This is a genomic window from Bartonella sp. MR100HLJHH, from assembly GCF_042194215.1.
GTDB lineage: Bacteria > Pseudomonadota > Alphaproteobacteria > Rhizobiales > Rhizobiaceae > Bartonella > Bartonella grahamii.
On sequence record NZ_JBHIMR010000004.1, the window covers coordinates 1 to 14,371 of the forward strand.

Annotated in this window: 8 protein-coding genes and 1 pseudogene; 3 read left to right on the top strand and 6 right to left on the bottom strand. The window is 35.0% G+C overall.

Annotated features, from left to right (window positions below; translation table 11 throughout):
• Positions 1–241: 241 nt before the first annotated feature.
• Positions 242–421 (bottom strand): helix-turn-helix transcriptional regulator, encoded by a 180-nt coding sequence (locus ACFIJ7_RS03310; RefSeq protein WP_375644613.1) that lies wholly within the window; start codon positions 419–421, stop codon positions 242–244.
• 1,052 nt (positions 422–1,473) lie between these two features.
• Here ACFIJ7_RS03310 and ACFIJ7_RS03315 point away from each other — a divergent pair.
• Entirely contained in the window at positions 1,474–2,136 is a 663-nt protein-coding gene (locus ACFIJ7_RS03315; protein ID WP_012754682.1) for a lysozyme, read from the top strand.
• Positions 2,137–2,986: 850 nt separating this feature from the next.
• On the opposite strand, the pseudogene ACFIJ7_RS03320 reads toward ACFIJ7_RS03315, so the two are convergent.
• From ACFIJ7_RS03320 to ACFIJ7_RS03330, 3 genes and pseudogenes are all read right to left on the bottom strand, one after another.
• A pseudogene (locus ACFIJ7_RS03320) lies at positions 2,987–3,434 on the bottom strand (integrase); the annotation flags it as partial.
• A 2,675-nt stretch (positions 3,435–6,109) separates the two neighbouring features.
• On the bottom strand, positions 6,110–7,261 hold the full coding sequence (lldD, locus tag ACFIJ7_RS03325; protein WP_026500225.1) for an FMN-dependent L-lactate dehydrogenase LldD: 1,152 nt from the start codon (positions 7,259–7,261) through the stop codon (positions 6,110–6,112).
• A gap of 1,155 nt (positions 7,262–8,416) precedes the next feature.
• Positions 8,417–9,505 (bottom strand): 2'-deoxycytidine 5'-triphosphate deaminase, encoded by a 1,089-nt coding sequence (locus ACFIJ7_RS03330; protein ID WP_375635944.1) that lies wholly within the window; start codon positions 9,503–9,505, stop codon positions 8,417–8,419.
• Positions 9,506–9,744: 239 nt separating this feature from the next.
• Here ACFIJ7_RS03330 and mutL point away from each other — a divergent pair, with 239 nt between their 5' ends.
• A complete protein-coding gene (gene mutL / locus ACFIJ7_RS03335) occupies positions 9,745–11,598 on the top strand; it encodes a DNA mismatch repair endonuclease MutL (RefSeq protein WP_375644614.1) in 1,854 nt (617 codons plus the stop codon).
• Positions 11,599–11,706: 108 nt separating this feature from the next.
• Positions 11,707–11,943, top strand: coding sequence for a DUF2093 domain-containing protein (locus tag ACFIJ7_RS03340; RefSeq protein ID WP_273787833.1), 237 nt, complete (start codon positions 11,707–11,709; stop codon positions 11,941–11,943).
• A gap of 19 nt (positions 11,944–11,962) precedes the next feature.
• Here ACFIJ7_RS03340 and lpxK read toward each other — a convergent pair whose 3' ends face one another.
• Both lpxK and waaA read right to left on the bottom strand, forming a co-directional pair.
• Positions 11,963–13,003, bottom strand: coding sequence for a tetraacyldisaccharide 4'-kinase (gene lpxK / locus ACFIJ7_RS03345; RefSeq protein WP_375635946.1), 1,041 nt, complete (start codon positions 13,001–13,003; stop codon positions 11,963–11,965).
• The gene (gene waaA / locus ACFIJ7_RS03350; protein WP_375635947.1) at positions 12,993–14,315 is read right to left on the bottom strand and encodes a lipid IV(A) 3-deoxy-D-manno-octulosonic acid transferase; all 1,323 of its coding nucleotides are present in this window, start codon (positions 14,313–14,315) and stop codon (positions 12,993–12,995) included. Before waaA ends, lpxK begins: the two co-directional genes overlap by 11 nt.
• Positions 14,316–14,371: the final 56 nt, after the last annotated feature.

The following is a 14,371-nucleotide window of genomic DNA, read 5'->3' on the forward strand; positions in this document are numbered from 1 at the left end:
CTTTAATTTCTGATTTGAGATTTTTTCTTTAATACTTACTTTTTTTATTGAATCATAAAAAGCTATAGACATCAATACGCCCTTACACATCTTTATATACTTTGAATCTTGTTGCTAAGCCCCTGCTTGCCGGCATGCGGCACCACTTTTTCTCTTTATCATATTAGAACATATAGATTTTATTTAATTATCTGTTTGAAGACCACCTTCTACAGTTTATATAATTTTACCTAATTTGTTCTTATTTCTTTGGAGTAAATGCTAAAATCTCTTTCTTTCTCCACCTCACTGCTCTCCCTACCTTATATGGCTTTAGAAATACACCTTGAAGCACCCAATTGCGAATCGTTGTTGTGGATACACTAAAAAGCTGTGCACACTCACGGGTTGTTACATATCTATCGCCATCATCAAATATCATCTCATTACCTTTCTCTTTTTTATGCTATACAAATGAGCGGAGATGCTAGGAGGAGAGAACCTACCATATCTTCAAGCGGCTTTTTGTTAAAATCTTTTGTATCTCTTGTGCTATTGCCTCTAAAAAGACTTCAATAGCTTGATTGATTTGTTTAAGACGCTTCTGGAAACGTAGCCAATACAACACTAGACAAAGATGATACCATTGTCCCCGAATGCCCCATAAAACACTTCATATGAAAAAGACGAAAGCGTTATTCATATGGAAAAATATATGAAACCGAAATCATCATTCAAGTTTATTACAATACAATATTCTTTACAACACTATCCAATATCATTGGTCCATATATTGAATATGCTCCACTACTATATTGTTTTAGTTGGAAACAAACTACTAGAGAGGGAGAAAATATCGATTATGTTTTTATATAACATTTTATTTAAAATCCTTCATAAAGATATTTTTTAAGAAAATTAAGCAATTAGAGGAAAAAATAAATAACAGTTAAATTCACTATAGATTTTTTGATTAAATATGTATAATACGTTATGTGTATATCGTGTTGATTCTAAGATAATTTGTAGATCTATAATATTCAACTGTAATGTTTTTTTGTTTTTATGAAAATAATTCTATGGTGTAAGTTATGGGTTATGCAATTACTTGAAAATCAATACCTATTATTTCATTACTTATTATATCTCTTATTTTTTTGTTAAAAAATGCTTTTTTTCATCAGGATTATTGAAGTTTTTTTAAGTAAAGTTCTTCTAAATCATTCTGGATCAACTGTAAGAATTTATGAGTAAAATCTATCTGATTATAAATGGATTTATTATAAAGTTATTATATTGAGATGGAGATCAATTGCTGCAAAATGAATGGTGTTTAGCATAATATTTGTTCAAAAAACGATATGGGTTTTAACATAACTCACTATGGAGATTTTGAATTTATTATGCCCTTTCGCTGTTCTGTTCTTAAAAATGAGTAGATATAAGTTTTCGATTCATATCCTGCTTTGTGTAGTTTTTTTATAGGTAAGAATAATGCGAAAAATATCAAAAGAAGGGCTTGCATTGATTAAGCAATTGGAAGGCTTACGTTTATCGGCTTATGAATATTCTGGTGGTGTATGGACAATTGGTTATGGACATACAAATGCTGCTGGTGCTCCAAGCGTCCACAAAGACATGCAAATTACGGAAAAAGAAGCTGAAAAAATCCTTTGTCAGGATTTGAGAGAGTGTGAACTCGTTGTTGAAAAAGCCGTTACCGTTCCTTTAAACAATGAACAATTCGCGGCATTAGTATCATTTTGCTATAACGTAGGAATAACAGCCTTTTGCAATTCTACACTTTTAAAAAAGCTCAATAAAGGTGCATATGAAGTGGTACCAACTGAATTGCAAAAATGGACAAGAGTAGGAGGAAAACGTATCCAAGGTCTTGTCAATCGCCGAGCAGCCGAAGCAGGATTATGGGCGAAAGGATCTCATGTTGCCCCAAATTATCATGTAGTAGAATCAGAAGGTGTGACAGGTATTTGCAAAGTAGAAGCTCTTGCACCAATCATAGGTTCTTTTTCAGGGCTTGGAGGGCTTTTTTCAGGAAATGGTCCTGTTCAATGGGTTTTAGCAGGCATTATGGTTTTAGCTGCTTGTACAGCTATGGTATACATTGCTAAACGCTTTCAAGAACACCGCCTATGATCTTATGGATAAAAAAATATCTAACAATGACGTCAGTGACCATAGCAACTTTTCTTATAGCTTTAGTGAAAGCCTTTTTTCTTGGGAAACAAGTTGAGAAGCAAAAGCAAACAAAGGAAGCTTTCAAGATAGGACAACACGGCTTAAGGTAGAAAATGAAGATTAATAAGAAAAGTGATGCTGCTATGCGTACTAAGCTTTCTAACTGGCTGCGCGACGAATGAACGAACTTCTTGTATTGGATGGCTGCCAATTTATTTTAATCGACAAGATATCAATGTGATTAATCCAAATTTGGCGAGAGATATTTAAAACATAATGAACAAGGTGCAGGTCTATGTGGTTGGAGACATAAACGGAAAATAAAGTGCTAAAGATACAATTCCTCTGAAACATTAATCAATGAAAAGATTTGAAAGAGGTCGATATATTCAGATTAAAAGTAAAAGAACTTAAAGGATAAAAACACTCTGGTGGTCGATTGGATTTAATTAGAGTGACGGAGATGTCTGAGTTGAAGCGAAAGAATTCAACAAGGTTATATTTGTATAAAGTGATTGAGTCTATTGATGTATTCTAAGAGCATCTTTGTTATCCTACCAAAAGAAGATGAGAAAAGATTTTACGGATTGCACTGCTATCGTCGTTCAAAGAACTAATGATACACAACGTTCTGTCTTCAACAAAATAGGATTTGGCATGCTTAAGAAAAACAATCCACGGGATTGTATAATGAATAATGGACAGCTTTTATGTGATTTGTGAATGACGTTGTTTCAGCTTTCTAATCGTAATAATGATGTTGAAGATAAGATAAATAGTTTCGCACGGTATCTGCTTTTTCATGCTAAAGTGGCGCAAAAACATTGTGAGTGATATTGGCTGTTAATTTTTCTGTAGTAAATTCCCTATGTGGGAAATAACATGAAACTCTAGTGGAGAAAACCAGCAACCGTTTTTACCTTCATTTTTCAACTCTGCTTTTTTGCTTTCAAAAGCCGTTTTTGCAATTTCTTGAAAAATATTGCTTTGCTGTTGTAAGATAACTTGTTCCTGAAATAAAATGGGACCATTACCTTCTTTTAAAATATCACTGTAATATCTTGCAAACTCATATGCTGCTTTTAGAGAAAGTTTGTAACGTGCCTTTCACGGCGTTTATTGTGATGTGTATAACGGAAAAATTAAGAGTGCGTATTATCTTTTCGAACATTCAACCACAATCTTACTTCATCACAATATTTACCTTAGGGAGATACTTTTACAAAAGATGCTGATAATCTATAAATCGCCCTCACCTAATTCACCTTCTCGTTCATCCTTCTATGCATTGCCCGCCCACCTTTTAAACCACCTTAAATTTTTGATATAGAATTTTTTCTTTAGTTTTTATTTTTTATTGAATCATAAAAATGATCTGTACCAATCTTGCCTCTATGCATCTTTATACATTTTGATTCTTGTTTCTAAAGCCCAGTCTACAAGCATGTCACTCTGTTTTTTATATTTAATATATATTTTTAGATTTATTCGTAACTTGCTAGAAAAGTTTCTATATTTTGATAGCAAATCTTCTATCAGTTCACTTTTTTCAAAAGATTCTGAAAGGATTCTCAAAAAGTCTACAAATTTAAAGACTCTTTAATGCGTATTGTTTCTTTTTTAGAAATCAAAATTGGTGATGCCTCATTCCTTACCAGAAATTGTATTATTTGAAGAGCAATCTGTATAAGATGATGTAATCTCTTTTATGAAGTTAACTAAAGTTTTTTGAATTTCTAGCACATTGTTTAATGACAAAAGAAACCTCCCTTTTATTTATGCAAGCAGCTTAGACATCGGCTGATAATTCTCCCGCTTATAAAAGCTTTTCTGGAATAACCTTCAGAACCACAATAAAGTGGTGAAAGATAAAACAAGTTTTTAGATGATCATAACGCACAATAAAATCGGACCAGTTTAAATGTTCAATGCTAACACCTGCTAAACAGAGGCAAATAAGTTTTAGCACGCCTTCAAATTGGAAAGACTTAAACCCACGCGCTACGACGGATTTCAACTCTCATCGTACGATTTACCTTCCCTCTAAAACTTAATCGCTGTAAATATAAAAACCTTGAAGCCTGTTCTAAATCCGTGAGAGTTGCTGGCTCTTGCTGTATTAAACGTTGAAACTCCTCACAGCTACTCATCTGAAATGCTAGCATTTTTCATAAAAGGACGATAGTAGCGTTGTAACATCCCCAAAAAGTTTACGACATCACCTGAGAGATTATTGCTGATTTCAGGGGATAGAATCAATTTCTGCTCAAAGAAAATCCCAGCCATACCAACAAAAGATTTAGTCTACATGCTATGAGAAATATCCTCAATAATTTTGATAATTTTTTTAGTCAAATTTCTTTTGTTACCAATATCAGCAGCAACTGTTGTGGAATTAACAGAATTATAATTTTTTATCTTAAAATGTATCCATTATTTTTTACATTCTTTCATCTATCTTAGCCTTCTTTTCACAGCTTCAAATGATAAAAAGTAGCTGCAATGTTAAGTTGTCTTGCATCGAACAAATTTCTCGCAAACTATCCCTATTGGCTAGATGACAACACATCCTCTATTTAAAGAAAGAAAACTTTTCTTTTTTATTCAGCGATAAAGTAAATATTATCCAATTACTTATGAGAGTAATTCGATCAAATGGAAACTGTAATTTTTTCCACTCTGAGTAATCCTGTACCCGTTTATATAGATTTGAAAAACACGCTGTTATGAATATTCATAAAAATGCTTTAAAAATTGATATCAGAAAAACTTCTGTTTAAAAAGGGAAAGGTGTTCTCTTACTTGCTACTGAAGAACCTGTTCAGATTTGTCTTGATATTGCTGTAGAGCTTCAAAAAACATAAAGTTATCCCAACGTTTACAAGTGTGCCAACAATTCAACTTTGAGATAATATATCTGTGCTAGAGTTATGCCAATCTCACCAATCTGTTATTGTCTGTGAAGAGCATAGTATCAATGGAGAAGCCTAGAGATGCAATTGTTAAATCGCTTATAGAACAAAACATTCTATGCCAATTTGTATCATTAGGAATACCTAACGACCCCATCTGCAATAAAAACAAACTGGATTTTTAATAAATTATGCAATCAATAGAGAAAGCATAAACAGTGTTAGCAATGACATACTATACAAAAAATATTCAACTGCTTCCTAATATGTTCGCCAGTTCAAAAACATCATAACTCATTGAGGATGCAAGAAAATAAGAAAGAAAAGCACATTAATTCACGCAGTCTTGCTCTCAGTAAACGAGCTTTTTTAAAGATTGGATGGGTATTTTTTTCATTGCTTAAAAATGTACTCCATAAAAACAATATCATACCCATATAATATATTATCCAATAAAATTAATATAAATAATATATAGATTATAGAAATATTATTTATTAGATCCATTTTTATTATAATTATAACTTTCAATAAATACATATTGACATTTTTAATAATTTTATTTATATACCATAATTAATATTATTCTATATTAAAATAAAACTAAATGAAGCTTATAAATTTACGTTTTATGCTAATGTGGGAAAGAAGTAATTAACATGTTATATTTTTATATATAGGAGGGAAAAATGCTCACAGCATTATTTATATCTATTTTTTCTATATCAACAGTTGTTTTACCTTTAATATCAGCGCTTGTTCCTTTTTATCCATAGAATGAGCTTTTAATAAAGTAAGTAAAAGATGTATGCAATGTTATTAGTATTTTTTTTGTGTTTATTATTATTAAGATTTTTGCGTTAATATTATTGTAATTACCGAGTATTTTCTGTGATTTTATAGAGGAGCTTTTTGATCTTTTCTATTTAAATTTAACTGTCAACATATTTGTAAAATATATAATTATGCTCCTCTATAAAAAGACTTTCTTTTTCTGAAAGCAGTATAACATATTGCTTTCATTGCTTAAAAACATCTATATTTACTAAACTCTTGCGTGTAATATCTTTGATTGTCTGAGTACCGGTCAGTGTCATAGCTACCCGCATTTCATTGGCAAAAAGATCAAGGAGATGCATAACACCTTTCTTACCTGCTGCTGCAAGCGCATAAACAAAAGCACGGCCAATCATAACAGCATCCGCACCTTGTGCTATCATGCGTACAACATCAAGACCAGAACGAACACCTGAGTCCGCTAAAATAGTCAAATGATCCTTTACAGCATCCGCAATTGCAGGCAACGCTCGTGTTGTTGATAATACACCATCAAGCTGACGTCCACCGTGATTAGAAACAACAATACCATCCGCACCAAATTTTACTGCTTCTCGTGCATCTTCTGGATCAAGAATACCTTTCAAAATCATTTTTCCTTTCCAAAAATCGCGAATCCATTGTAGATCATGCCAACCAATTGATGGATCAAAATTTTCACCAAGCCAACCAACGTAATCATCCAATGCAATTTTCTTTTTGAGATAAGTGGAGACATTTCCAAGATCATGGGGGCGCCCCATAACACCAACGTTCCAAGCCCAATATGGATGAGTAAACGCTTGTAAAAAACGACGTAATCCAGCATAAGGACCAGACATCCCCGAATGCGCATCACGATAACGTGCACCAGGAACTGGCATATCAACTGTAAAAACCAACGTACGTACACCAGCTAACCAAGCCCGTTCTAGTGCATCACGCATGAAACCGCGATCTTTGAGAACATAAAGTTGAAACCAAAATGCACCTCCAACCGCTTCTTGCACTTCCGCAATGGGACAAACTGAAACAGAGGATAGAGTAAAAGGAATCCCTTTTGCCGCTGCGGCACGCGCCGCTTCTACCTCTCCACGACGTGTATACATGCCCGTTAGCCCAACAGGTGCAAGTACAATCGGTAAATCAAGTGTCTGTTCAAAAAGCTTGATTGAAAGATCAACTTCACCAACTTGCCTCAGAATCCTTTGACGCAGTGCAAGAGCTTGAAGATCTGTACAGTTACGTCGCATCGTTTCTTCAGCATAAGCCCCACCATCAATATAGTGAAAAAGAAAGGGAGGAAGACGACGCTTTGCCGCCTTACGATAATCAAGTGTTGAAGAAATAATCATTGATGGCACCATTGTTCCTAAATAAAAAGAGAAGACATACTAAAACGCATAAAAGCGAACCCGTGTACCTTCCTACTCGATATTCTCCCAAAACGCTCTATTGAATAGATAGAAGCAACAGAGATTGCAACTTTCTAAAAAAACTAATTGATAAAAACAATGTCTTTATTTCTCCTATCCAAATTTAAAATCTCACAGTATGGGGTATCATTAATAACGTATCCTCTCATATATTGTTCATGTACAATTGAAATATTATACTTTCTTTAAACGAATACCTCTTCGAAAGCGATTGCTCCGCAGCTTAATTAGTTATAATTTAAAGTCGTTTCTCCCTCCAAAGATCCTTAAATTATCGGTTATAAGAATATAGATCCTGTAGTCATTAAGTATAAACCATAATCTCCCCCAAAAGATAAAAAAATACTTTATTAATACTGGAAATAAAGCTGTCGCATACATCCAGAAATCTTCTTATATCAATACTCAAAACTGAGACCTGTTACTTATTCATGAAAGTTTATAAAAATATACAGTGCCTAATTCACATAAAGCATAAAAAATTTTTTTAATGTTCATACGAGTAGAAGCTTTCCATATTGAATTGAATAATTTTCTAGCAATATTTTATATCTTGAAGCTATAAATGAGTTACTAAAAGTAGAACAATGTTTATTAAAAAAATTGTTACTAAACTGTAGTGAAAAACTTCTTTATTGGCTTTCAAGGATAATTTTTATACGAAATAAAATATACTGGTCATTCAAGCTCTAGAAAAATGGAGCAATAGCAGCATCCAATCTCGCATGTTTACTTTGAAAAACAAATACGTTACTGTTATATTGAATTTTAGTAATTTATTGATTTATTATAATCAATAAATACGAATAACATATTGAATATAGTAAAATTCTTTCATTTTAGATTTTTTCATGATGAAATAATCAAAACTATTCTTTTGCACATCATAAACGAAGTTCGTATAGATAAAACCTCTTGAAAAAAAGAAGTAAAAATGCCTCTCAAATGCAAGGGATGCAATAACTTTGGAAACTAAAAATAGAATGAATGGCGCCAATTTTGCGAAGAACAAAATTTTCTTTTATCCAAAATACACTTTCTGCATACATGTTATCAAAACTCGTAGTTTCCAACTCATTTAAAATGCTTGGACAACTTTAAACCCTGTGCTTGATAATGTGATCCAACATCATGTCCATAAAGGGTTGATGGTCGATTAAGCATATGCTCATAGACCAAACGGCCAATCATTTGACCATGCTCTAAGATAAAAGGAACTTCATGGCTCCGCACTTCTAAAACCGCTCTTGCTCCTTTTCCACCCGCTTCCATATGCCCAAATCCTGGATCAAAAAAGCCTGCATAATGCACCCTAAACTCACCAACTAAAGGATCAAAAGGAGTCATTTCTGCAGCATAAAGCGGAGGCACATGAACAGACTCTCGTGAAACTAAAATATAAAATTCATCAGGATCAAGAACCAACTCCCTTTGACCACGATCAAAAAGAGGTTCCCAAAAATCTAAAACGTGGGCAACAGCACGTTTATCAATATCAATAACACTTGTATGATGTTTACCACGATAACCTATAAGGCCGTTTTCGTCTCCCTTTAAATTAATGGAAAGACCAATACCACCAGCGCTAATATTAGGAATATCCTCCGATATCAGTGTTTCTTGCTTTTGCAAAGTGTGTAACTCAACTTCATTTAAATAACTTTGCCCTTTTCTAAACCGAAGCTGTGATAAATGTGAGCCTTTATGCACCAAAATTGGAAATGTGCGTGGACTAATTTCCAAATAAAGAGGACCATGATAACCAGCACAAATTTTATCAAACTCCTGAGCATTATCCGTAATGACACGCGTAAAAATATCTAATCGGCCTGTAGAACTTTTGGGATTGGCAACAGCAGATAAAAATTCTGGTAAAGCTAAATTTTCCAAAAGAGGAACAATATAAACACACCCCGTTTCCAAAACGGCTCCGTCTCGTAAGTCAAACTCATGTAACTTTAACCGTTCAAGCTTATCCAAAACTTTTGTATTAGGGCCCGGCATAAAAGAAGCACGTATACGATAAGCTTTCTCCCCTAAACGAAGATCAAGGCTTGCTGGTTGTATTTGAGATCTATCAAATGGATACTGAGCCTTGAGAAAGTTATTCTCAATCAAAGCTTGTATATCACTATCTGCTAAAATACCGCTTATACGCGCCATATATATTGCCTTCCCTTTTTACATTGTTTCTTTTTTGACCTAGATGATAAATTGGTGCAAGCTATTTTAAGGTGATAAAAACTATTTTTTCTGTTTTTTCCAACCGATTTGTTAACATAAAATAAAATAGGAGGTATTGTAAAAATAATACCTTCCATACTCTCTTATTCTTGAATGTCGCGCAAATGATGTTATCATAATTTTTTATAGAAGCCTTAAGATTCCTGTTAGAATTTATTATGATTATACGCCATCTTAGCGAAAATATTATTAATCAAATCGCCGCTGGTGAAGTTATTGAACGACCAGCAAATGTTGTCAAAGAACTTGTTGAAAACGCTATTGATGCTGGTGCAACACGCATCGAAATTATTACAGCAAATGGTGGAAAAAATTTTATAAAGGTGAGTGATAATGGTTATGGAATTCCTGCAGATCAGTTAACTTTAGCAGTTTCTCGCCATTGTACCTCAAAGATTACCGATGACGTACACAATATCTGCTTCCTTGGGTTTAGAGGAGAAGCCCTCCCCTCTATTGGTTCTGTTGCTAAACTTAAACTCATTTCACGAACAAAAGATGCTGAGAGCGCTGCTGAAATTTCCGTTACTGCAGGAAAAATTGTAGGACCCAAACCAGCTGCTGCAAACCTTGGAACAATTGTTGAAGTTCGTGATCTTTTCTTTGTCACGCCGGCACGATTAAAATTTATGAAAACCGATCGGGCTGAAACAAATGCTATTAGCGATATGATTAAGCGGATTGCTATCGCATTTCCACATATCCGCTTTTCTCTTTCAGGACTAGATAGAACATCTATGGAACTGTCCGCTACAGAAAATAATATTCGAGGACAATTGCAACGTATTACGCAAATTATAGGAAAAGAATTCGCCCCTAATAGCATCGCACTGAATGCTGAACGCGAAGCAGTGCGCTTAACGGGTTTTGCCTGTTTGCCATCCTTCAACCGAAATAACAGCCTTCATCAATTTGCTTATGTTAATGGGCGTCCCGTGCGTGATAAATTTCTATGGGGCGCTATCCGAGGCGCTTATGCTGATGTGATGACACGAGATCGTTATCCTGTCGCTATTCTTTTTATTGATCTCCCACCTGCTGAGGTAGATGTTAATGTACATCCAGCCAAAGCTGATGTACGATTCCGTGATCCAGGATTAATTCGTGGTTTGATCGTTGGAGCTATTCGTGAAGCATTACAGCAATCTGGTATTCGTCCTACTTCAACCCGTTCTGAAGCAACGCTAGCTGCATTTCAAATACAAAAACCATTGGTACAACAACCATTAGGCAATTTTAAGAACACGCACCAGTCCGCTTCTTATAGCCCACAACCTCATCATTTTGCCGCTGCTTCAATGGTTCACAAACCATTGGATATTACTAGTTCTTTTGGTTTAAAAGAAGATGCTACTCCTATTATGGAGGGCTTAAATATACCAAGTGGGGATACATACATTCCAAACACTACATCTTCATCAGAAGAGTTATCTTATCCATTAGGAGCGGCCAGAGCACAAATCCATAAAAACTATATTATCGCCCAAACACAAGATAGTTTGATCATTGTCGATCAGCATGCAGCTCACGAACGATTGGTTTATGAAGCACTCAAAAATGCACTTTATTCCAAACCGCTTCCTTCACAGTTATTACTTATTCCTGAAATTGTAGAACTCTCTGAAGAGGATGCAACATGCCTTTTAACGCATAAAGATGCTTTGCAAAAATTTGGATTAGGAATAGAACCATTTGGACCAGGAGCAATTGTTGTGCGTGAAACACCTTCCATGTTAGGAGAGATCAACGTCCAAGCCCTTATTAAAGATCTTGCAGATGAAGCCGCTGAGTATGATACAACAAACAATTTAAAAGCAATGCTTGATTATGTTGCAGCAACGATGGCTTGTCACGGTTCAATACGGTCAGGGCGCCTTTTACGTCCCGAAGAAATGAACACACTGTTGCGACAAATGGAGGCAATACCCAATACAAGTACATGTAATCATGGACGCCCTACTTATATTGAACTCAAATTGGCAGATATAGAACGGCTATTTGGCAGAAAATAAACTCTTAACTATTTTGACAAGAAAAATATTTTTAAATTAACTCTCGACTTTATAATATATCTTATGGCACTTTTCTTGAATCTCTTGTATTAGTAAAAAGGAATTATAATGTTTTCCGATAGTGAACGCGAAGCAAAAATTCATTATTCTAATAATGGATATGACATTATAGAATATGGTACCTACACCATTTGTGCTGTTAGCGGACAAAAAATCCCTATAGATGATTTAAAATATTGGAATCATCACCGTCAAGAAGCATATGCTAGTTGTGAAATCTCCTATCAGCGCGAACTTGAGTGCAACCCATATCTCAAGCAATTGTTAAAAACAAAAGAAAAATAAACCCTCGAAAGCTATAAATTTAGCCTTTACCTTTTAGACAAAAAAATTCAAGGGAACGTTTTCTAAAGCGGCTCATGACCTCCTCAAGGACCATACGACAGAAATCTTTTTGAACAAAATCAACATTCACATCAAAGACAATAAGATTTTTCAAATCTTTTTGCGTGTGAATTGTCTGTATACGGATATAATCTTTAGCTGTTGTTGCTAGCCATAAATTGTGCATTTTAGCCTTTTGTATAAGGCTTTTTAAATTTTTATCTGTGAAAAAATAGTGGTCTGGATACATGTAAGTTTGCACCACATGACCAGATAATTCTTTAATAGATTTAAAAAATTTATCTGGATTGCCAATACCGGCAAATGCCAAAAATGATTTTCCTGAAACCTCATCAGAGGCAATGGCTTTAAGATGAGCACGATATAAAGGCTTTCCAGTACGAGAAACAAGAAAAGAAACATTATCAGGCGCATCGGAATGACCAATCAATAAAACACTATCCATAAAAGAAAACTGCGTTTTTAATGGTACGCGCAAAGGTCCTGCTGGAAAGACAGCTCCATTACCAAAACCGCGCATCGCATCAACAACGAGTAACGTATAATCCATATAAAGACGGCGACTTTGAAATCCGTCATCCATTAAAATAAGATTACATCCCTCTTGCTTAAGCCGTTGTGCCGCTGCATAACGATTAGGTGATACAGCTACAAAAGCATGCTGTGCAAGTAAAAGTGCCTCATCTCCAACATTGTGTGGAGTATCATATTTCTCATTTACAAGATGTACCCCTTTAACTGATCCACCATAACCACGTGATACAATACCAGGTACGAAACCAAGTTCTTTAGCCACTTTGCTAAAAGCAATAACAACCGGCGTTTTACCCGCACCGCCACATGTAAAATTTCCAATACACAAAACTGGCAAATCAATCACGGAAGGCTGTCTTGTCATAAAACGACTTGAAAAATAACCATACCCCCATGAAACTGGAGCTAATACAAAACGCAAAAAGCTTTTATTTTTCCACCAAAAATGGGGGGCGCTAATATGCATATCTACCCTGACGCTGACGTAAACCCGTTTGTATTACAAGGGGTTGTAAAAATGGATCTAAAGTCTTTAATGTGCGCTCAAGTGCACCTGCCATATCTGTCGCCACTTCATGAGCCTTATCAACCATTTCTTGTCGCAATGTTTCATTTGTTAAAAGCTTATACACCTGAATAGCAAGCTGTTTTGTATCTTGAACTATATATGCTGCATCATGCGTTAAAAATTGTTCGAACATCTCTTGAAAATTTGAAACATGGGGCCCTGTCAAAATAGCAGAACCAAGCAAAGCCAATTCCAATGGATTGTGTCCACCATTTCCACATAACGACTTACCAACGAAAGAAACTTTCGATAAGCGAAGAAAAAGCCCCATTTCTCCAATTGTATCTCCCCATAAAATATCGGTATTCATGTTTGGAACAGCATCTCTACTCCTCCGAATAAAACGCAACCCCTTATTATCGCATTTTCTGATAAGATCTTCTGAACGTTCAGGATGACGAGGCACAATAATTGTTAATAAATCTGGCAAATAATTTTTAACAATCTTATGGACCTCAAAAGCAATCTCCTCTTCCCCTTCATGCGTTGAAACAGCTGCCCAAACTGGGCGATTGCCGATTGCATTACGATAACGTGCAAGCAATGCTTGATTTTCAACCAGAACAACATCAGCCTTGAGATTCCCAGAAAACGTAACAGATTTTACGCCAAGTGTATGGTAATAAGCTACATCTCTTTCGTTTTGACCAATCGCCAAATCAATATCCTTAAAAATATGTTTGGCAAGAACGCGTCGTTTTTGCCAAGCTTTAAAAGAACGTTCAGACATATGGGCATTAACCAAAATCTGCGGAATACGCATTTTTGCAAGTTCTTTAATACGAAGAGGCCAAATTTCTGATTCACAAATCAAGGCGAGATCAGGCTTCCAATGACTAATAAAACGGCGCACTGCAAAATCTAAATCCAAAGGAGCATATTGATGAATCAACCTATTACCAAAATGTTTTTTCACAAGAGTAGAAGATGTCACAGTCCCTGTCGTCATTAACACATTGATTTTCAATGATAAAATATAATTTATAAGTGGGACAAGTGCAAGTGTTTCTCCAACACTTGCTGCATGCAACCAAACTAACGAACCTTGGGGGCGTACATGAGAACTTTTACCTAAACGCTCTTTTTTGCGACACCACTCTTCTTTTCCACGAATAGCACGGAAGAACAAATAAAAAGGAATAACAGGACATAAGCAAAAACCAATCATCCGATAGCTTAAAAGAGCCGTATGTGCCTTTAATTCTACCATTTAAAATCACCTCTTCCAGCTATTTTAAGATATCTATATGCTTATTTTGTTAAAAA

What these genes read in the sequence shown, in the direction of transcription:
- ACFIJ7_RS03310 (WP_375644613.1), bottom strand. Translation starts at nt 421, where the DNA reads ATGATATTTGATGATGGCGATAGATATGTAACAACCCGTGAGTGTGCA.
- ACFIJ7_RS03315 (WP_012754682.1), top strand. Translation starts at nt 1,474, where the DNA reads ATGCGAAAAATATCAAAAGAAGGGCTTGCATTGATTAAGCAATTGGAA.
- lldD (WP_026500225.1), bottom strand. Translation starts at nt 7,261, where the DNA reads ATGATTATTTCTTCAACACTTGATTATCGTAAGGCGGCAAAGCGTCGT.
- ACFIJ7_RS03330 (WP_375635944.1), bottom strand. Translation starts at nt 9,505, where the DNA reads ATGGCGCGTATAAGCGGTATTTTAGCAGATAGTGATATACAAGCTTTG.
- mutL (WP_375644614.1), top strand. Translation starts at nt 9,745, where the DNA reads ATGATTATACGCCATCTTAGCGAAAATATTATTAATCAAATCGCCGCT.
- ACFIJ7_RS03340 (WP_273787833.1), top strand. Translation starts at nt 11,707, where the DNA reads ATGTTTTCCGATAGTGAACGCGAAGCAAAAATTCATTATTCTAATAAT.
- lpxK (WP_375635946.1), bottom strand. Translation starts at nt 13,003, where the DNA reads ATGCATATTAGCGCCCCCCATTTTTGGTGGAAAAATAAAAGCTTTTTG.
- waaA (WP_375635947.1), bottom strand. Translation starts at nt 14,315, where the DNA reads ATGGTAGAATTAAAGGCACATACGGCTCTTTTAAGCTATCGGATGATT.